The organism is Paraburkholderia sp. BCC1885 (assembly GCF_900996235.1).
In the GTDB taxonomy this organism is placed as follows: Bacteria; Pseudomonadota; Gammaproteobacteria; order Burkholderiales; family Burkholderiaceae; genus Paraburkholderia.
Map to the genome: position 1 here is coordinate 445481 of NZ_CAAJGM010000111.1, position 19062 is coordinate 464542.

At 59.8% G+C, this 19062-nt stretch carries 14 protein-coding genes and 1 pseudogene; 6 read left to right on the forward strand and 9 right to left on the reverse strand.

Annotation, left to right across the window (positions count from 1 at the left end; all coding sequences use genetic code 11):
* Nucleotides 1–85: 85 nt before the first annotated feature.
* Together FQ755_RS10980 and FQ755_RS10985 are read right to left on the reverse strand one after the other, a co-directional pair.
* On the reverse strand, nt 86–1186 hold the full coding sequence (locus tag FQ755_RS10980) for an OmpA family protein (protein ID WP_144153957.1): 1101 nt from the start codon (nt 1184–1186) through the stop codon (nt 86–88).
* A gap of 48 nt (nt 1187–1234) precedes the next feature.
* A pseudogene (locus FQ755_RS10985) lies at nt 1235–2296 on the reverse strand (YadA family autotransporter adhesin); the annotation flags it as partial.
* Here FQ755_RS10985 and FQ755_RS38085 point away from each other — a divergent pair.
* Together FQ755_RS38085 and FQ755_RS10990 are read left to right on the forward strand one after the other, a co-directional pair.
* Nucleotides 2260–2667, forward strand: coding sequence for a hypothetical protein (locus FQ755_RS38085; protein WP_260858491.1), 408 nt, complete (start codon nt 2260–2262; stop codon nt 2665–2667). The pseudogene FQ755_RS10985 and the gene FQ755_RS38085 overlap by 37 nt on opposite strands.
* Nucleotides 2597–4042 carry a YadA family autotransporter adhesin gene (locus tag FQ755_RS10990; protein ID WP_260858492.1) on the forward strand — a complete coding sequence of 482 codons (1446 nt, stop codon included), beginning with the start codon at nt 2597–2599 and terminating at the stop codon, nt 4040–4042. Before FQ755_RS38085 ends, FQ755_RS10990 begins: the two co-directional genes overlap by 71 nt.
* On the opposite strand, the gene FQ755_RS10995 is transcribed toward FQ755_RS10990, so the two are convergent.
* On the reverse strand, nt 4029–5573 hold the full coding sequence (locus tag FQ755_RS10995) for an ESPR-type extended signal peptide-containing protein (protein WP_144153961.1): 1545 nt from the start codon (nt 5571–5573) through the stop codon (nt 4029–4031). The genes FQ755_RS10990 and FQ755_RS10995 overlap by 14 nt on opposite strands.
* Before the next feature lie 1111 nt (nt 5574–6684).
* Between FQ755_RS10995 and FQ755_RS11000 the strand changes: the two genes are divergently transcribed.
* Nucleotides 6685–7029, forward strand: coding sequence for a type 1 fimbrial protein (locus FQ755_RS11000; protein WP_144153963.1), 345 nt, complete (start codon nt 6685–6687; stop codon nt 7027–7029).
* A 127-nt stretch (nt 7030–7156) separates the two neighbouring features.
* On the opposite strand, the gene FQ755_RS11005 is transcribed toward FQ755_RS11000, so the two are convergent.
* From FQ755_RS11005 to FQ755_RS11025, 5 genes are all read right to left on the reverse strand, one after another.
* Entirely contained in the window at nt 7157–7741 is a 585-nt protein-coding gene (locus tag FQ755_RS11005) for a fimbrial protein (protein WP_144153965.1), read from the reverse strand.
* 208 nt (nt 7742–7949) lie between these two features.
* Nucleotides 7950–8942 (reverse strand): fimbrial protein, encoded by a 993-nt coding sequence (locus FQ755_RS11010; protein WP_186308485.1) that lies wholly within the window; start codon nt 8940–8942, stop codon nt 7950–7952.
* A 117-nt stretch (nt 8943–9059) separates the two neighbouring features.
* Entirely contained in the window at nt 9060–11633 is a 2574-nt protein-coding gene (locus tag FQ755_RS11015) for a fimbria/pilus outer membrane usher protein (protein ID WP_144153969.1), read from the reverse strand.
* A gap of 132 nt (nt 11634–11765) precedes the next feature.
* Nucleotides 11766–12605, reverse strand: a complete 840-nt coding sequence (locus FQ755_RS11020; protein WP_144153971.1) for a fimbria/pilus periplasmic chaperone — start codon at nt 12603–12605, stop codon at nt 11766–11768.
* Nucleotides 12606–12720: 115 nt separating this feature from the next.
* Nucleotides 12721–13260, reverse strand: a complete 540-nt coding sequence (locus tag FQ755_RS11025; RefSeq protein ID WP_144153973.1) for a fimbrial protein — start codon at nt 13258–13260, stop codon at nt 12721–12723.
* A 333-nt stretch (nt 13261–13593) separates the two neighbouring features.
* Between FQ755_RS11025 and FQ755_RS11030 the strand changes: the two genes are divergently transcribed.
* Nucleotides 13594–14709, forward strand: a complete 1116-nt coding sequence (locus FQ755_RS11030) for an acyltransferase family protein (protein WP_144153975.1) — start codon at nt 13594–13596, stop codon at nt 14707–14709.
* Between the two features lie 48 nt (nt 14710–14757).
* On the opposite strand, the gene FQ755_RS11035 is transcribed toward FQ755_RS11030, so the two are convergent.
* Nucleotides 14758–16206, reverse strand: a complete 1449-nt coding sequence (locus FQ755_RS11035; protein ID WP_144153977.1) for a chloride channel protein — start codon at nt 16204–16206, stop codon at nt 14758–14760.
* A 319-nt stretch (nt 16207–16525) separates the two neighbouring features.
* On the opposite strand from FQ755_RS11035, the gene FQ755_RS11040 reads away from it, so the two are divergent.
* Together FQ755_RS11040 and FQ755_RS11045 are read left to right on the forward strand one after the other, a co-directional pair.
* Nucleotides 16526–17743, forward strand: coding sequence for an MFS transporter (locus FQ755_RS11040; RefSeq protein ID WP_144153979.1), 1218 nt, complete (start codon nt 16526–16528; stop codon nt 17741–17743).
* 334 nt (nt 17744–18077) lie between these two features.
* Nucleotides 18078–19034 carry a TetR/AcrR family transcriptional regulator gene (locus FQ755_RS11045; RefSeq protein WP_260858493.1) on the forward strand — a complete coding sequence of 319 codons (957 nt, stop codon included), beginning with the start codon at nt 18078–18080 and terminating at the stop codon, nt 19032–19034.
* Nucleotides 19035–19062: the final 28 nt, after the last annotated feature.

Below are 19062 nucleotides of genomic sequence, written 5' to 3' on the forward strand. Positions count from 1 at the left end.
CGGTCCACCGCGCTGTACGGCCCTCGCGCCTGGCGAGGGCCGTCCTTGATGAAGCAACTACAACAGCGGCTTAAGCGCTACAGCCTCAATGCGCCCCGCTCTTGCCAACCAGACGGATTTCAACGCGACGGTCCGGCTGGAGGCAGTGAACCAATGCATCCTTGTCACGCATCGTGCAATCCGTTCCAGGATGTGCCTTACCGTAGCCGCGAGCTTGCGCGTCGATCGGCATGGTGACGCCCTTGGCCTGCAGATATTGCTTCACCGAGTTAGCCCGTTGCTGCGACAGCTTCAGGTTGTAGGCGGTACTACCCAGCCGGTCGGTGTAGCCGGAAATCTCGACCTTTTCGATCAGATCGGTGCCACGCAACTGCGCGCTGATCTCATCGAGCTTACGGCGGCCTTCAGTCTTGATGCCGGCCACATCGCCGCGATCAAATACGAAGAGCGCGTCGGCGGATAGCGAAATGACCTCGGGCAACGGCGCCGGTACGGGTGCCGGCGGTATCGGCAGCGTGCAGCTTGCCAACGCCTGATCCGAGTGCGCCAGTTGCGACTGGATCTTTTCCACGCGCTTGTTGGCGTCGCCGTATGCGCGCGTCCAGGCTTCATGTCCGGCATGCATCAGTTCCACTTCGGAACAAGCGATGAGTGCCTGAGCCTGCGGGCAATGCGGGAAACGCGGATCAGCGCTGATCTTGCTCAGCTGCTCCCAAAGATCCGGACGGAGCGTTGCGACAGTGCGCAGCGAGGGGTTCGCCGGTGTCAAACCGTTCCCCGTTTCGAGCGAACCTGTCAAACGAGACGCTTCACCGATGGCTTCTTCAACAAAACCCCAATTGTCATGCAGGGCATATTCCTCCTTGCCTGCATTGATCCAGCATTGAGCCTTCGAACCGAAGTAGTTGTCTTTCGCAGCACCCAGTTTGTCGAGTCGGGTCTGCAATGCGTCAAGCCTGTCGCCGCGATGATTCATGGGCGTATAAGTGTCGGTCCACTGCTTTACCGCTGCGCCAGCCGGCACGCTTTGCTGTGCGTTGAGGCCGCTTTGCAGGACTGTAGGGTCCTGGATATTCAACTGATCGCGCGTTGCGGAGTTCGCGCAGCCAGTAAGGGCGGCGGCAAGTGCCACCACCAGAATTGAGTATTTCATATCTTTCCCCGGAACGGGCGTCACGAAGTTCACACCGCGTGACGCCACTACTTCCGTAAGTTGTTGGGCTAGCCCGGTTGATTAGTCACCGAAAACGATGCCAATACCGGCGCGGACGATCGTGCTGTTGCCGCCAGCGGTGGACACGCCAAGGTTGTAGTTGACCGTGCCCTTCTGGTTCCAGCGCGACACGCCGACACCCACCGCTGCCGTGCCGCGGTATCCCGCGACGCCAGCGTTAAGCGTCGTGCGACCCGGCAGATACGGCGTCACGATCTGCAACGCGGACGCCGCAGCAATACCCTTGCGGGTGCTCTGGTCGAGGTCGTTAATCGCCTGGCTTGCCTGATTGAACTTCTGATCCGTGTAGCCGTTGGCCGCAGTCGTTGCCGAAGAAGCGGCTGCATTCAACTGGTCGAGGTTGACCGCGTCCGTACCCTGCGTACCCGCCGCCACGTTGGTGATCTGGCGTTCACCGCCGACCGTACCAACAGAGACCGAGTTCGCACGATCCGCCACCGAACCGGCACCCAACGCGACGGAGTTATCCGCTGTAGCCTGGCTGTTCGAGCCCAGTGCCGTGGAGTTGTTACCCGTCGCCACCGCGCTTGCACCCACTGCCGCAGCCTGCGTACCGGTTGCGCTCGCCGCCTGCGTATCGCGGTCACCATTGACGCTCACGAACGGGTTGACGCTGTTCGAAATGTCGTTGTTGACCTGATTGAGCGCATCGTTCAACTGACCAAGGTTCACCGCATCCGAATCCACCGCGCCGTTTGCGACGTTGTGAATGACCGTACCGCCCGCAGCGCCGCCACCCAACGTGATGCTGTTGTAGTTCGTCGTTCCGTCCGCGTTGTTGTCATAGGTCACGGCCGTGTTGGTGGTGCCGTTCGGGTTGATGATGCCAGCCTGCTTCAACTGCGATACGTTGACCGCATCCGTGTCCGCCGTACCCGCCGCGACGTTCGTGATCTGACGCTCCTGCCCTGCAGCGCCAACCGAAACGGTGTTCGCACGATCCGCTACCGAACCGGAACCCAACGCCACCGAGTTGTCGGCCAGCGCCTGAGCGTTGCCGCCAATCGCCACCGAATCCATACCCAATGCCGACGAATCAGCCAGCGTCGAGTTGGTGTGGAAACCCGACGTACAACATCGGCGGCAACACGTACAACAACGTGGGCGGTGCGCTGACGAACCTGGACGACCGCGTGACGAATGTCACGAATGTCTTGAACAACATCACCAACGGTGGTGGCATCAAGTACTTCCACGCGAACTCGACCGCAGCGGATTCGTCGGCTACCGGTACTAACGCAATCGCAGTAGGCCCCTCCGCGGTGGCAAGCGCGACTTCGGCTGACGCATTCGGTTTGAATGCCCAGGCGACAGGGAACAATAGCAATGCTATCGGCGGTGATTCCGTTGCGAGCGCGACGGGTGAGCCAGTTGCAGTCGGCGGTGGCGAACAGCACAGCCAACGGCGTGCAGTACGACGATTCGACCCATAGCACCGTGACGCTGGGCGGCAAGGGCTCGACGACACCGGTGAAGCTGCACAACGTGGCCGACGGTACGCTGGCAGCAGGCAGCACGGACGCGGTGAACGGTGAGCAGCTGTACCAGACGAACCAGAACGTGGCGAACATTGCAGGCAACGTCACCAACATCAACAATACGGTGAACAACATCACCAACGGTGGTGGCATCAAGTACTTCCACACGAACTCGACGCTGGCTGATTCGTCGGCAACGGGTACGGACGCGGTGGCAATTGGTGGCAACGCCAAGGCCACGGCGAACAACTCGGTGGCACTGGGTTCGAATTCCACGACCACGGCCAACCTGTCGGCTCCTGGCTATAACCCGGGCAGCAGCACGCTGTCGGGCACGGCTTCTGCCGCAAACGGCGAAGTGTCGGTAGGCTCGGCAGGCGCCGAGCGCCGCATCACGAACGTGGCGGCCGGTGCGGCACCCACGGACGCGGTGAACGTGAGCCAGTTGATGTCGGAAGACGCGAAGATCAACGCAGCGGGCGCGGACGCAGCTTCGTCGCTGGGCGGTGGTTCGACCTACAACAAGACGACGGGCGCGATCACGAACCCGACGTACAACATCGGCGGCAACACGTACAACAACGTGGGCGGTGCGTTGACGAACCTGGACGGCCGCGTGACGAACGTCACGAACGAAGTGACGAACATCACGAACGGTGGCGGGATCAAGTACTTCCATACGAACTCGACGTTGGTTGACTCATCGGCAACGGGTACGGACGCGGTGGCAATTGGTGGCAATGCTCAGGCAACGGCAGCGAACTCGGTGGCGCTGGGTTCGAACTCGACGACCACGGCCAACCTGAGCGCGGCGGCGTACAACCCGGGTTCGACGATCCTGGACGGCGCGACGGCAGTGGGCGAAGTGTCGGTGGGTTCGGCAGGTGCGGAACGCCGCATCACCAACGTGGCCGCCGGTTCGGCAGGCACGGATGCGGTGAACGTGAGCCAGTTGCAGGCAACGGTGGCAGCTAGCGTGGCCAACGCAGTAACTTACGACGATTCGACCCATACCAGCATTACGCTGGGCGGCGAGGGTTCGACGACACCGGTGAAACTGCATAACGTGGCGGACGGTGTGGTTGCGGCAGGCAGCACTGACGCTGTGAACGGCGAAGAGCTGTACAACGCGGCACAAAGCACGGCGGATGCGCTGGGCGGTGGCTCGACGGTGAATAGCGATGGCACGATCACGAACCCGACGTACAACATTGGTGGTGATACCTACAACAACGTAGGTGGCGCGCTGACGAACCTCGACGACCGCGTGACCAACGTCTCGAACGAAGTCAACAATATTTACAACGGTGGCGGCGTCAAGTATTCGTGATCGCGCCCGTCGTCTTGTTGTAGGTCGAACCACCGCCCAGCGACGAAGCTGCGTCCGCGCCCGCTGCGTTGATCTTCGCGTCTTCCGACATCAACTGGCTCACGTTCACCGCGTCCGTTGCCGCCGCACCGGCTGCCACGTTCGTCAGGCGACGTTCCTTGCCTGCCGAGCCTACCGACACTTCGCCGTTTGCGGCAGAAGCCGTGCCCGACAGCGTGCTGCTGCCCGGGTTATAGCCAGGAGCCGACAGGTTGGCCGTGGTCGTGGAGTTCGAACCCAGTGCCACCGAGTTGTTCGCCGTGGCCTTGGCATTGCCGCCAATCGCCACCGCGTCCGTACCCGTTGCCGACGAATCCGCCAGCGTCGAGTTCGTATGGAAATACTTGATCCCGCCACCGTTGGTGATGTTGTTCACGGTGTTCGTGAGATTCGTCACGTTACCCGCGACGTTCGCCACGTTCTGGTTCGTCTGGTACAGCTGCTCACCGTTCACCGCGTCCGTGCTGCCTGCTGCCAGCGTACCGTCGGCCACGTTGTGCATCTTCACCGGTGTCGTCGAGCCCTTGCCGCCCAGCGTCACGGTGCTATGGTCCGAATCGTCATACGTTACGCTATTGCCCGTGCCGGCTGCCACCGCCGATTGCAACTGGCTCACGTTCACCGCATCCGTGCCTGCTGCACCGGCTGCCACGTTGGTGATGCGACGTTGTGCAGTTGACGAACCCACCGACACTTCGCCGGCTGCCGTCGCGCCTGCCAAGGTACCCGTGCCCGGGTTGTACGCCGAGGCGCTCAGGTTGGCCGTGGTCGTCGAGCTCACACCCAGTGCTACCGAGTTCGCTGCCGTCGCCGTACCACCAATTGCGATCGAATTCGCAGCGGATGCGGTAGAGCTGGTGCCCAACGCGGTTGAATTTGCTCCGCTGGCAAGCGCCGAGCGGCCCACCGCCGCAGCATTGGCGGCCTGGGCATTGGCCAGGGCACCCATTGCGACACTCGCCAGTCCAGACGCAGCAGAAGTGTCACCCAGGGAAACGGACGAATTGCCGGACGCTGAGGCCTTGTACCCTATCGCAGCCGCAGCGATTCCGCTGGCCGCTGCGTCGCTGCCCACCGCCGTCGCGGAGCGTGCGGTTGCACTGGTCCGGACACCGAATGCGGTTTGGTCCCAGTCGCCGGCCGCCCCACCACTGATGTCAGTACCCGTGCCCGCGCCGCCAGCGACGGAAGAGGATCCGATCGCCACTGCGCTTACCCCTGTGGCATTGGCACAGTAGCCGGTGGAGGCGCCGTCGATTGCAATACCGCTGCTTGCAGCGCTACCGCCATTGTTGGTGTTAGTACAACCACCGATCATCGTTCCATTACCCGCAGCCAAGGCATCAACCGATACACCCGCGCTCATTGCCAGCATGGCAAGCGCCAGCACCTTCTTGTTCTTGCTCGCCTTCCCGCGGCTCTTCGCTACTTCCGATGCGGCGACATAGGTGCCAGTAGTTTCATTCCAAACGGTTTTGTACGACTTGTTCACAGTTTCATCCCATCATTAAAAAAGACTGATAACGAGTTCTGCTCAGCGAAAAATGCCCCTCATTGGGATTTACGCGGATCAGTTGGATGCCGAAGGAATGAAAAAGCGTGATCGTTCGAATAGAACTGCCTGACTATCTCACTAGCTCCATCGGCTCAGCAAATGAACTATATCCATCGGTCTTTTCCGGGATAATAGGAGCACTCCTAAAAAAAGATTATTTTGGTGACATTTTTTCATTTCTCACTGGATCGCAGTATGCTGCCGAAACGCCTTGCGGACGGGGTTTCACGCGATATGGCAGGGCACGGATGACGTAAAAATTTGCGTATTTCAGCCTGAGAAATTTGAAAAATTAGGTCACAGGAACGGGAATTTTTAAGACAAGATTCGCGCAAATTCATCGCGCAAAATTTGTCAATTTTTTGACAAATTCACCTGTCAAAATTTCATTTTCAATGAAAGACATAAAAAAGAGATCTCAGAGAATGGTAAATTCTCGATAATAAACAGGAAAATTCTGATTTTTATTCAGATCGTGCGTCCATTGTTTATCGTGCCGCCCCTTCTTTTATTCGCCTTTTTCAAAACGTCGGCGTCCCTGACGCCTATGCCGGCTCCCTCACCCGTCAGACGCGGCGAACTCAGGGCTCGGCCAGATCGGCACCGATCGACATGCGAGTGAAACGCAGTGCCATGACGAAGCGACGGCCAGCCAACCCATCAACTTTGTCGTGGGTGGCGGCCGCTCGCAGATCATGGATTCAGCCATCACGCGCATTTGGACGTTGTGAGCGTGCACATGGCGGCGGCCACTTCAAAGATCTATCCGTGAAGTGGCCTGGCAGGTCGATCAGTTTTTGCAACGATCAAGTGTCACGCCGCCACTTTTGGTGCGGTGAATCAGCAAGGCTCCCGCTTCGAACCTCATGGTTCCCCCCTAAGTACATGCCGCCCTTTCATTCCACTTGCATTAATGGGATAGCCATCTTAAATTTAAGCCAATCGTCTAACGAAACGGATACTCGTCTGGTGGCAATGGACGAGCGGCGCACCGGGGCCGCACCGGTCCCCGGTTGATAAAAGTAAGTCGTGGTTTTCGGAGAGTCCTATGCGTTTCGCCAATATCTTCGGCGTGGCTTTGGCCACAGCGCTTGTCGCAACACATGCGCACGCGCAGTCCGGAATAATTCAGTTTTCCGGAGCAATTGTTGACCCCGCATGTTCAGTGGCCGCGGGTGACATGTCGACGGGTGCTGCATTGCCTTCCAGCGGCGCTGGACATCTAGTTGTCAATTGCGCGCGACCGGCAGGTTTCACCGCTGCAATCGTTGATCTTCAAAATGGGCATGCTCAACAACTGGCTTCGCATGGGCATAGCTATGGCATATCCACGCTTCCTGTTCCGGACAAGAAAGGTTCACAGAACATGGTGGTCGTGGTCAGCTATCTTTGAGTCGGACGCAGGCCGCGTAAACCGCGCTACGACACATCTGGCGTCTCCACGCTGACGTGATGTGCAGCATCAAACTGAAGCAGGAATAGTCCTGCTTCAGTTTTTTGTACCAATCAAACCCTGCCGCCTACTGATAACTCATCACGAATTGAAGCGCTCCGTTGGCGGCGCCCGGCGTTACAGCGACCGCCGTCTGAACATACCGGGCCATCATTCCAACCGTGAAATCTGCAACCGCTGTTGGCGGACCCGCTGCACCCATAGCCACGGCCTGATTCAGTGGAAAAGGAGCCGTGCCGGCCGCATTGAGCATTTGAATGGCAACGCCCGTTGCTCCGCCGCTCGTCAATGCAAAGGTGCCGTTGGTCGCGGAGACGACATTGCTCGTCGGCTGCAGGTTAATGCTGATTTGCGCACCGTTGCAGTTATGAAGGAGAACCGAGACGGGCTTCGAAGGGCTGGTAGCGCCAATTCCGGTAAAGGTTTTCGCGGATTGATAGCTACCCAGACCGATGGTTTGATTGGCCGAGGCACTATCCACCGTGCAACCCGGCACTACTGGCCTGATGACCCTCGTTCCTGCTGAGACCGGTGTTCCCGTCATATTCCCCGAGACGTTATATCCAATGTCGTGCCAGATACTTTGCCATATCGTGCCGCCTGCCAGGGAGCCCGCACCCACGGTCCCGGTAACGACCAGATCGTATTTCACGGCAAAGGTTATCGCACTGAAGTTACTCGAATAGGTTGAGTAATACGCGTCCTACTGACCGCTGGTGAGATACGTTAGTTGAACACCATTTGTGTTTGTTGTACCGGTGATGCGAATACCGATGCCTGGAACATTGGTTTGCCACGCATGCGAGCCATCGGGCAAACTGAACCGCCCCGGGGCGGTTCATTGATTATATGTAATGCTACTATTGATAATTCATTGTAAACGTTGCAGTTGAGCTTACGTTTCCGGCTGTCACGGTTGCATTGCTTTTATAGTATCGCGCAGTCATAGGTATATTGACTTGCTGGGCGCTAGTGGTTGTGGTGATGTATATCGCGGAAAGTGTACCCAAAGTAATGGGATTCGATCCCTGCAATACCTGGACGCCAACCCCTGTGGCCATACCTGAACCCGTTTGATTGGCCAGCACACCAGGGGCATTTGACGCATCGGGCGTTCCATCAATCTCGTATGCGACATTGATGCCGGGATCACACGTCAAAGGAATATTAAACGCTGAAGGAGCGACTGTCGAGCCAATAGCAGACAAATCCGACGTTTTTATCTTATTCAACAAAACTGTAATATTATTTTGCGTTACTGTACAACCCGATACCTGAACGTTAATTGATGAATTAGTAAATGTTGTGGAAGTCATTTGAGACGATCCATACATTGAATTCACAGTCGGGTTCGGGAGGGTCATTGTTCCGGAGCCAAGCGTTCCAGTCTTGATAAACTGAATACGATATTGGGCGCCCGGAATATATTGGACGGCTGAAAGCGCGCCGCCATTGGTTCTTGGCCACTCCATCCACATGGTTCCCATGCTGGGGTTAACTGTATTAATGTCTGACGGCAAGTAATTTGGATTGTTTGACCAGACTGCTTTGATGCCTACGCCGGGCACTCCGGTTTGATACACGTGAGCAATGCCGGTTGCAATCATTGGAGACACGTAGCCATAGGTCCAAATTTCACCACCGCTGCAATAGGTCGACCCTCTTGCGCTCCCTCCCGTCCACCCTGAGTCGTAAAGAATGCTGCCAGTTGCCGAATCCCGCGCAACCGTTAAGGTTGCGGGCAAATTAACGGTTGTTACTATTGGCGTTCCAGCCGTGCATGCAAGTGCTGTTTTGCCAAGCGCAAACAAAGCAAGCAGTACAATATATTTGGTTATACGCATTTGATTCATCCCTTCATTCGTTGACTGGCCGTGCATCATTTACTCTGGCCATTATTGGAGCAATAACGCACGGCCTTGCCGTTACCCACCTTTCTCGAGCAGACCTCAGGCGGCCGGCCGCCTCAATCAATTCCCGCACATCGAATCGACCACCGTCCAGGTAACGGTCTTGCTATCTGCCGCCGCAGGCAATGCATAGGACAACTTGCACTGCTGATTCCCGGCGTCGCCCCACTTGACATTGAAGCTGCCGGCATCGCTCTTGAGCCCATGAATGACAATGCGGCCGGTTTGCGCCACGGTGCCGACTTCCTGCCCAGACGCATCGGTCACCTGAGCGCCAAACGGCACCGGCGAGCCGTCTGCCATCTTCGCCCGCATGATCACAGAGCGGCCACCGCCCTCGGTTTCGAACTTGAGCCACACAACCGCACCCGCCGTCGGCGCGGTATGTTGCGCGCTCTCCTTCAGTTCCACGCTGATCGGCAAGCCCTTCGGGTCGATCTCGACCTCGTTGTCCGAGAACGGCGTGAGGTTCGACACGATTGCGTGACCCCACGGATCGACCCGCAGGCCGCTGGCGTTCGCCACGCGTGCGCCGCCCGCATCTTTCGCTTCGACAATCGCAATGGTCTCGCCCATCGAAGGTGTAAATGCGACCCCTCCACCGTATGCCACGATGCCACCCGACAGACCCGCGCCATACTGCGCGTTATTGTTAGTTGTCGAAGCACTGCCCGTGATTGTTGCCACCGGCGATATGTATGCGGCGTTACCGCCCGCGCTGGTTACGGAACCACCCGCACCGCCGCCGCTGTTGCTTACGTTCAGCCCATACGTGAATGCATTGTCGACGCCCAACGATCCAGTGAGCGATTCCTGCGCCGTCGTCGCGCCCCTGGAATCGTGCTGCAGACTCGTGGACGAATACGGCGAATGGACGGCGTTGCCCAGCGGGACGGAGACCGTCAACATGACGGTGTTGTCCCATTTCGCCGTGGTCAGGTCCTGCTGCCGCGCCGCCGAAATGCCATAGTTAATCCGCTTGAAGTTATTGTTATAGCCAGCCTGGAATTGAGTGGTGCGGCCGGTGGCGTTCCAGTAGTCCTGCGTCGACCCCGACAGATAAAACGACCCCCATCCGCTCGGCAGGGTCTGGTTCACCGTTATCTGTAACTGGCTGCGCTGCACGTTGTTGATCATGAACTCGTTCAGGCCGCGCGAGCTCACGTCGCGCAATCGCATCGCGTCGGCCAGGCCCAGATAGCCGCTGCTCGAATAGCGATATGCGGCGACGGTCACGTTGGTGTCCGTCGGCGCGATCAACTTGCTGTAGGCGAGCCTCAAGCTCTGACCGCTGCGGCTTGACGCGTTGGGCAGATTCGTATTGGCCTGTGTGATGTCAAGCGCAAACGCGCCGAAATCCGTGGTCAGGGCTGAGCCCAGCAATTCGGCCACGTATCCGTCGGCCGCAACAAAACCGGCGTAGCCGGTAATTGCGTTTGTGAAACCGTGCTGCACCGTGCCCTGAAACAGCATCGGGTGGGCATGCACAAGCTGGTCACGATACTGGCCCGCGGTGAGGCTATAGCGCGTGATGCCCGGTCGCAGCGCGTTCACCGCAGGTGCGTAAGGCACCTGAGAGACGTGCTTGCTACCGTCAGCTTCGGTAACGGTCACGGTCAGATTGCCGCCGTAACCCGTCGGGTAGAGGTCGTTAATGACAAACGGCCCCGGCGCGACGTTGGTTTCGTAAATGATATTGCCGTTCTGGCTGACCTGCACCAGCGCATTGCTGTTCGCAATGCCGTGAATCGTAGGCGCATAGCCGCGCTGCGATTCCGGATACATCATGTCGTCCGTGGCCAACTGCACGCCCCGGAAACCATAGCTGTCGAATACCGTGCCGTCAGTGAATCCGTCGCCGATCGTCAGTTGGCTCTTGAGCGGGACAATTGAGCGCTGCAATTCGGTCTGGACATCCTGGTAATGCGTGCCGGCGTCGGTTCCGGATGTCAGATTGCCGTTGTGACGGAAACGCCACGGACCCAGATTCAGCCCGGCGGTCAATCCCACGTACCCTTGCGTGGAAGAGACTCCCTGCGCCTGCGCCTGATAGACGTTCGCATTGTATTGAAGCAGCGCAGCGGGCACGCCTTCATCCCAATAGCGCGGATCCACGTAGCCGCGCGCCTGACGGTTCATCGAGGCCTGCGGCACGCTGATATCGACACGCTGCTCGCCGTTGTCGAACGAAGCAATTGCGTCCGGCACGAGGTCAGGCAGCGGCACGCAGGCGCCGGCCTGCGTAATCTGGTCAGTGGCCTGCACCGAGAGCTTCGACAGGTCCACGCCAATACGTTCGAGCAGTGCGCGGTTAAAGCACGGCTGCACGTTGTTGACATCTGAGCCAACCTGCTTAAGGGTTATCTCCGCGCGGCCCAGCCAGCCCTGGTTGACATACAGGTCGGCCCGATACTCGCCCGGAGCGGCCAGGTTACCTTTTTCGAAGCGGCTAACGTCGACCGGAGCTTCACCCGGACGCTGCAGGAACAAATCATTGAATTCGACCTGCGCCGTTTGAGTAGCGCCGCTGGCGCCGGCTGCGAGCGCGTTCGTGCCTGTGACGAGCAGCAAGGCAACGGAACCAAGGGGACGCAGGCGAAAGGACAGAGGAAAAGCGTGATTTTTACTTTGCATCGTACTACCACAGCCAAATTTCTGGACAAAGTCGCCCCTGCCGTCAAATGCGGCATAAGCGTTCGTTTTCTAAAGCGATTACCGGGAAGCCGGGCACGCCGCAGCGGCGCGCTATTCGCTATGACGAGCGAGTCATTTAACCGACTCGCCGGCACCTTGAGCCGGCAGCACCTCGGTTGTGCTTTCTGTAGCGGACTGCGTCTTCGCTAGTTGCGCAGAGCCTTGCGTCAATGCCGCGTCGCCATCGATCGGGCCGCCAAAGTCGTTCAATGCGTGGTAATGCACCTTGGCATCAACGGCTCCAGCCACTTCGCCTTTCAGCGGAAAGGCTTTGGTTTCACCCGGCCCCACCATGCCGCCGTCGTCGAACCCGGCCGTCTTGCCAGCCGCACTGACTTCTATCGCAGTGAATGACACGTGGAACGGCGTAGGATTGTTCGCTTCAATTGCCAGTTGGTTTCCTGCCTGCGTCAGGCGCCAACCGATCTGTGCAGGCGCCTCCTCCGCCAGACCCTTCAGGCCAGTGGGACGGAAGAACAATTTGATTCTCGAACGGAACGCCAACTGAAGTTTGTTCGCGTCTGCCTCGTCCGGGCCGGGCTTGGGCGGCACTTCCAGCACATTGAGCCAGAACACCGATTCCTTGTCTTGCGGCAATGGCTCGCCGGTATAGACCACTCGCAACGTTTGCCCTTTGGCCGGGTCAATACGTGAAATAGGGGGAGTCACGACGAAAGGTACCTCGGCCGCCGAGGGTGCAATTTTTGAGTCGCCCGCGTCGATCCAGGCCTGTACCAGTGCCGGAGATTTACCTTCGTTCGACAGCTTGATTGTTTCTTCGGAATCTTTCGCGTTATAGACCACCCGTGTACCCGCGATAACCACCGATGCCTGCGCGTGAATCGCCCCTGCAAGTCCAAACGCCACACATGCCGTAGCAATGATGGACCTGAATAATTGTCTTTTTTTCAAGGCGACCCCGTCTAAATTTTAAGCAAAATTAAATTAGGATAGCGAAGCAGGAAAAAGCCCGCTTCGCCCCGAACAGAGTGAGGCCTGCTAACGCATACCCACCCTCTGCGCGTACTTACTGATACGACATCGTGTACATCACGCTCGAATTCGCTGCGCCGGCTGTTGCCGCGCCCGTTGCAACGTATTGTGCGTAGTAGTTCAGCGTTGCCTTGCCGCTGTTAATGGCAACCGACTTCGAGTTCTGCGATGCGTCGGCCGCGCCAGCCGTGATGTTGGTGAAATCGAAGTTTTGCAGGCCAATTTCAACGTTGGTTGCGCCGCCGGCGTTAACGACCAGGTTGCCAGTGGTGGTGTCGACCGTCGGACCTGCTTCGAAGAACGTATGGACGTTGCCCGAATTCGGCGTGCAGTTCGTCAGCGCGATGCTGAACGGCGTGCGGCCGGCGGTTTGACCTGCAGCGGCGAGCGTGCTTGACGACACCGTGGGCAGCGTGACGGTAAAGTTGTTGGAACCCGACCCATTGCCGTTGATGGTGCAGGTCTGTGCGGTGATCGTGCCGTTGAACGTGATCGTGCCGTCAGCAGCGGCAGCGAACTGCGATGCCATGGCAGCGCCGGCGAAAATCACGGCGGAAATCAGCTTGGTTTTCATTGTGGACAGGCTCAAAGAAATGGTTGAGAAAGACAAACGAAACAGGCTTATGCCCCCCTTTTCGTTCGCGGATGATTATGCATTCGCGCTGAGCGTGAATCGGCGCGACAATTCCTAAAATCGTCACCTAAACGGCTGACTGAATACATGCAGCCAAATCGCGCCCAAGCCTAGATTAACTCTGTCAGATTACCTCCGCGTCGACGCTCACCGTGGGACAGCGCACAGTCATTCGCGCTCGGCTGACCCATCCTGCAGGCTGGTGTTTTTATCGAAAGCCTGCTGCCCTGACCGCTCGCCTCGTGGGCCGTTCATCCTGAAGGAGACGCTGCGATGTATCCGCTTTCGCACGCGCTCGCGCGCAAACGAAACAACTTCGACCTGCTGCGACTATTCGGCGCCATGGCGGTGGTCTATGGTTACGCGTTCCTCATCCAATCGCCCGATGGCCGAGCCGATCCCGTCTGGGCCGCGTTCGGTTTCGACAGCACCGGCAGCCTCGGCATCTATGCCTTCTTTCTGATCAGCGGGATTCTGGTGACAGCGAGCTTCGAGCGGCAGCGCTCAGCCGGGCGCTTCGTCATGCTGCGGATTGCGAGAGTCTGGCCGCCGGTGATGGCCGGAATGCTGCTTGTCATTTTCGTGGTGGGTCCGGTATTGACCACCTTGCCGCTGCGCGACTATTTCGCCTCCAGCGCGAGCTGGGCCACCCTCGACAACTTCTCCAGCATCACACGCCACGAGTTCCGGCTGTCGCCTGGCGTGTTCACGCACGGCCAGCTTCCCGATGTCATCTCTCAGCCGCTGTGGACGCTGACAGAGTGCTACTTCATGGTGCTGGTTGCAGGCATGGCAGGGCTGCTGTCGAGCCGCTGGCGCATCCTCGGCGCCGCATTGCTAGGCGTCGCCGCGTGGAGCCTGCGCGTGCACTTCGACGGCCTGCATGATTTCGGGATCGGATTGCGGGACTTTTCGAGCAAGCCCGACGGCTACTCGTTCTGGCCGGAGTTCTTCTTCCTGCTCGGCATGGTGCTGTACGGCTGGCGCGACGGGATTCGCGTGGATGGATGGTCGGCCTGCCTGCTCGTGATGACGTTTCTGGCGTTTCGCGACACTGCCGGCGCGCAGCCGCTGTTCTATCTGACCTTCGTGTATGGGCTGCTATGGCTGGGTACGACGCCGATGCTGCGCCGGTTCGCGCCGCGCCACGACTACTCCTTCGGCATCTGTATATATGGCTTGATCGTGCAGCAGACGCTGGCGAGCATCGCGCCTCAACTGAATCATCTGGCCGCGCTGGCGATTGGCGCGCCGTTTATTTTCGCGTTCGCGTACCTGTCATGGCACGGCATGGAGCGGCCCGTCCTGAGCTGGTGCCGACGCCGGCTCGCACGTGCGCCGAACGCCGTGCGCGCCGCGCCGCTGGTCAGCGATGCGAGCGCCCGCTAAGCACTGGCAGCGCCCCGTCCAAAAGATTCTCAAGACTTCCCCGAGACTTCAAACCTTTGTACCGACGCCGGTCGCCGCGGTCTGGGTGGCCGCGGTCTGGGTGGCCGCGGTCTGGGTGGCCGTGGTCTGAGTAGCCGTGGTCTGAGTAGCCGTGGTCTGAGTAGCCGTGGTCTGGGCGGCCGCGGTCTGGGTGGCCGGAGCCAGTTTGACGGCCTCTGCGGCACGCAGGGTCGCCAGTAGCCTGAAGGTCGACACCGACCCCGCCACCGCGAGCAGAACCGGGATCAGGAAGTCGTGGCTCACGCGCGTGAATTCCAGCAAGAGCACCACTGCCGTAATCGGCATCTGCATGGAAGCCGCGAGAAATGCGCCCGCACCGACAATCGCAAACGCACCGGACGCCGTGCCCGGCCAGATCATGTTCCATACTCCGCCCAGCACGATGGCCAGCAACGCGCCATTCGCCAGCCCCGGCGTCAGCAGACCGCCTTCGGCGCCGGCACGCAGACTGCCCGCGGTGATGAGCACCTTGAGCACCAGCAGCGTGGCCGCGAGTCCAATGGTCAGGTCACTATTGAACGAGAGGCCCGCCGGCCCCTTGCCGTTGCCGAGCAGTTGCGGAAAGTAGATGGCGAGGCCGCCGATGATGGCAAAGTTGAGCAACGCGGCAACCGGCAGACGCCAATCCTTCGGCGCCGCGGCGCGGGCCCGCGCGGTGAGTTCAGTGAAGCCCCATGCCGCCAGCCCGAAGACCGGCCCACACAGCACGGCCCAGATAACCAGCGGCGCGCCGAACGTCAGTTGCTGCACTTCGTATTGATGTTCGTTGCCAAGTCCGAGCCACGCGACCACGGCGGCAATCGACGAAGTTGCAATCGCCGGCACCAGCGCCGCCCAGCCGAAGGTGCCGAGTAACACCTCGAGCACAAAGACCGCGCCGCCGAGCGGGACGTTATAGACGGCCGCCAGACCCGCGCCCGCGCCGCACGCCACCATGATCCGGCTTTCGGCCACCGAAAGCCCCGCGCGATGCGACAGCCAGCCGGCCCACACCGAACCGATCTCGCGCGGCGCCACTTCGCGGCCCAGCGGCGAACCGAGCGCGACCGTCACGATCTGCAGCACGGCATGCACCACCGTGCTGACAATCGGCATGCGCGGATCATTCGACTTGACCGCCTTCTTGATGCTGACGAGCGGACGCCCGAAGCGATACAGCGCGCCCCATCCAAGCCCGGCGACGAGCCCGCAGACCACCAGCACCAGCACACGCCGCTCAGGCGACGCGGCACTCACGCCTTGCAGAAAAGTCTCGTTGCTGATGACCTGCGACACGCTGTAGCCGTAGGCGATGTGCTGGATCCAGTGCAGCAGCAACGCCAGCGACATGCCGCCCAGGCCGGCGCCGATGCCGGTCAGGACCGTCACCGCCGCGAGTACGGCGAAGGAGCTGGGTTCGCGAGGCGCGGGCTCGCTGACGGTCGGCGTGGCGGACATGATTGAAATGAATAAAAGGAACCAGAGTTAGGACCGGATTCAGGATGCCATTATCGTATTACGCAGCAAACTATGAGGCAAATTGATTTTTCAACTTCACTAATGATCATCATGCATGGATACGTCGCATGACATTGCCGCAAATCGGCCCGAAACCCGCTCCCCGCTTAGGGACATGTACTAAGAAGCGCATTTCAAGCATGCAGACGCTTAATGGTCGGCGTACACTCCCTCGGAGCCCGCACCAGGGGGCGCGCGGGTCGCCGGATGGCCGCCCGCCGTTAGGCGCGGGTTGTTCGGAGACTTGGAGAAAAAACACATGAGTTGGACTCGGGAACAGAAAAACGTCACGATTGCGGCGTATCTCGGCTGGACACTGGACGCGTTCGATTTCTTTCTGATGGTGTTCATTCTGAAAGATATTGCGAGCGATTTCGGTACTGACGTCAAGACTGTGGCGTTTGGGATCACCTTGAGCCTGATGATGCGCCCCGTCGGCGCGCTCATTTTCGGCTGGCTCGCCGATAAATTCGGCCGCCGTCCGACGCTGATGGTCAACATCGCGTGCTATTCGCTGATTGAACTGCTGTCGGGCTTCGCGCCCAATCTCACCACCCTGCTCGTGCTGCGCGCGCTGTTCGGCATCGCCATGGGCGGCGAATGGGGCGTCGGCGGCGCGCTGACCATGGAAACCGTGCCGGCGAAATCGCGCGGCATCGTTTCCGGTCTGCTGCAAGCGGGCTATCCGAGCGGCTATCTGCTCGCCTCAATCGTGTTCGGCGTGCTGTTTCAATACATCGGCTGGCGCGGCATGTTCATGGTCGGCGTGCTTCCCGCCCTGCTGGTGCTGTACGTGCGTGCGCACGTGCCCGAGTCGCCGGCGTTCAAAACGCTGGAAAAGCGTGTCAGGCCAGGGTTGCTTGCCACGCTGAAGAAGAACATCGGCCTGTCGCTGTACTCGATCATCCTGATGACCGCGTTCAATTTCTTCTCGCACGGCTCGCAGGATCTGTATCCGACCTTCCTGCGCGTGCAGCAGCACTTCGACGCGCACACCGTTTCGCTGATCACCATCGTGTTGAATATCGGCGCGATCTGCGGCGGACTGTTTTTCGGTTTCATCTCCGAGAGAATCGGCCGCAAGCGCGCCATCTTCATCGCCGCCCTGATCGCCCTGCCGGTGCTGCCGCTGTGGGCGTTTTCCAGCACGCCGGTGCTGCTGGCGGTCGGCGCCTTCCTGATGCAGATTTCGGTGCAAGGCGCGTGGGGCGTGATTCCGGTCCACCTGAACGAAATCTCGCCGGATGAAATCCGCGCCACCTTCCCCGGCCTCGTGTACCAGCTCGGCAACCTGCTCGCCTCGGTCAACGCGCCGCTGCAGGCCGGGCTCGCCGAGCAGCACGGCAACAACTATGCGCTCGTGATGGCGGTGGTGATTGGTATTGTCGCCGTGGTGATTGCCGTGCTGATCCCGTTTAGCCGTGAACGTCGTGGCATAGATATGACACAATCTGCCAAAGAGGTCGCAGCGGTTTAAAATGACCTGCGGCGGTTTCAAACCGCCGAACGAACACGAGCAGCACGAAACTTATACAGGCGGCCACAGGCCGCCACGCCAGGCAGTATGACGAGGCCGTTCCAATTTCGATTGGAACGGCCTTTTTTATTTCGCGCCTGAAACGGCGTGCGGCGCTGGAAGTCACGTCGCGCGGCGCGCTCGATGCACCGCAGCCGTGCCTTTTTAGAGGAGTCCACCCACAGAGAACCTTGCCCAATGAACCTGATCCTTCTTATCCTGAAAAAAACGCGTGTTTCAAATGCGCATTTGAATCGCTTGTTTGCGGCCGGGCAACCGGCATAGGGAGCGCAAAATGGCAGTTCGCACGACAGGCCGGCACACCGGCGACACGAAGTCACGCATCCTCGACGCCGCAGAGACGCTTTTCATCGAATGCGGTTATGAGGCCATGTCGTTGCGTCAGATCACCTCGCGCGCCGAGGTCAATCTCGCAGCGGTCAACTATCACTTCGGCAGCAAGGAAGCGCTGATTCACGCGATGCTGTCGCGCCGCCTCGACCGCCTCAACCAGGAACGGGTCAAGCTGCTCGACCGCTTCGATACGATGCTCGGCCCGCGTCTGACCTGCGAGCACGTGCTGGGCGCGATGTTCATTCCGGCGCTGCGCCTCTCGCGCGATCCGCAGGTGGGCGGCAAGGCGTTCCTGCGACTGCTCGGGCGCGCATACACCGATCCGTCGTCGTTCATTCGCGACTTCCTGAACGGACACTATGCATCGGTAGCCGAACGGTTCTTCGAGGCGTTCCAGCGCGCCTTGCCGCACCTGCCGCGCGACGAACTCGGCTGGCGTCTGCACTTCGCGATCGGCGCGCTCTCGGGCGTGCTGGCCGGCACCGACACCGACAGCCTGATCACCGAGTTCTCGCAGGGCAAATCGATGAACGACCTGCAACTGATCGCCCGGCTCGCCTCGCTGATGGTGGCCGCGCTGAAAGCGCCGCTGCCGGACACCAGCCAGCTGGCCGCCTTCGCTGCCGTGCTCGGCGACGCCGCCGATGGTTCGCCGGAGGGTCCGCAAGGCGCCTGCGGCGGCTTGCCGGATACGGATACGCCCGGCGCCGCCGCCGAGACAAACAGCAACGACGCGGCAGCGCGGGCGACATCGCACGACGCATCAGGCGGGCCATCCGTTGAGACGCGCCATCAACGAGATGAAACCGCGCAGCGCAGCAGCGCCGGCGGCGACCCAAGCAGTGCTCCAGGCGGCACCACCAGCCCCTTGCGGCACCTCGCGCACGGCGCAGCCTGACCCAGGCGTGCCGGGACGTTTAGAGGTT

Coding starts and splice junctions, on each gene's coding strand:
- FQ755_RS11000 (WP_144153963.1), top strand. CDS start 6,685: ATGCGTTTCGCCAATATCTTCGGCGTGGCTTTGGCCACAGCGCTTGTC.
- FQ755_RS11035 (WP_144153977.1), bottom strand. CDS start 16,206: ATGTCCGCCACGCCGACCGTCAGCGAGCCCGCGCCTCGCGAACCCAGC.
- FQ755_RS11010 (WP_186308485.1), bottom strand. CDS start 8,942: ATGAATCAAATGCGTATAACCAAATATATTGTACTGCTTGCTTTGTTT.
- FQ755_RS38085 (WP_260858491.1), top strand. CDS start 2,260: ATGCCGACGAATCAGCCAGCGTCGAGTTGGTGTGGAAACCCGACGTAC.
- FQ755_RS11045 (WP_260858493.1), top strand. CDS start 18,078: ATGGCAGTTCGCACGACAGGCCGGCACACCGGCGACACGAAGTCACGC.
- FQ755_RS11040 (WP_144153979.1), top strand. CDS start 16,526: ATGAGTTGGACTCGGGAACAGAAAAACGTCACGATTGCGGCGTATCTC.
- FQ755_RS11015 (WP_144153969.1), bottom strand. CDS start 11,633: ATGCAAAGTAAAAATCACGCTTTTCCTCTGTCCTTTCGCCTGCGTCCC.
- FQ755_RS11030 (WP_144153975.1), top strand. CDS start 13,594: ATGTATCCGCTTTCGCACGCGCTCGCGCGCAAACGAAACAACTTCGAC.
- FQ755_RS11025 (WP_144153973.1), bottom strand. CDS start 13,260: ATGAAAACCAAGCTGATTTCCGCCGTGATTTTCGCCGGCGCTGCCATG.